The 243-nt window shown below is 67.5% G+C and carries 1 protein-coding gene; it reads left to right on the top strand.

Features of this window, described 5'->3' with window-relative positions; all coding sequences use genetic code 11:
* On the top strand, positions 1-243 hold a 243-nt coding region (locus QEP11_RS16635; protein ID WP_284337768.1), incomplete at both ends, for a hypothetical protein.

Here is a 243-nt window from a genome sequence, read left to right as displayed (position 1 = left end):
AGTCACGGCCGAGGCCACGTTTGCCGATGCGGTGGGCAACGCCAGCGCACCGGTGACGGGCTCGCAAATCTACGCGGTGGACACCACAGCGCCGAGCACCACGGTTGCGATCAGCGATGCCGATGGCGACAACAAGCCCACGGTCTCGGGCACGGTCAGTGAGCCGGGCTCTACAGTGACGGTGACCTGGCCCGATGGCACCACTGTGCAAGTGCCCACGGACGCCACCACCGGTGCGTGGAC

Source organism: Comamonas halotolerans, assembly GCF_030162935.1.
Taxonomy (GTDB): domain Bacteria; phylum Pseudomonadota; class Gammaproteobacteria; order Burkholderiales; family Burkholderiaceae_C; genus Comamonas; species Comamonas halotolerans.
Note: the sequence above shows the minus strand (reverse complement) of the source record. Positions and strands in the feature narration are given on the sequence as shown.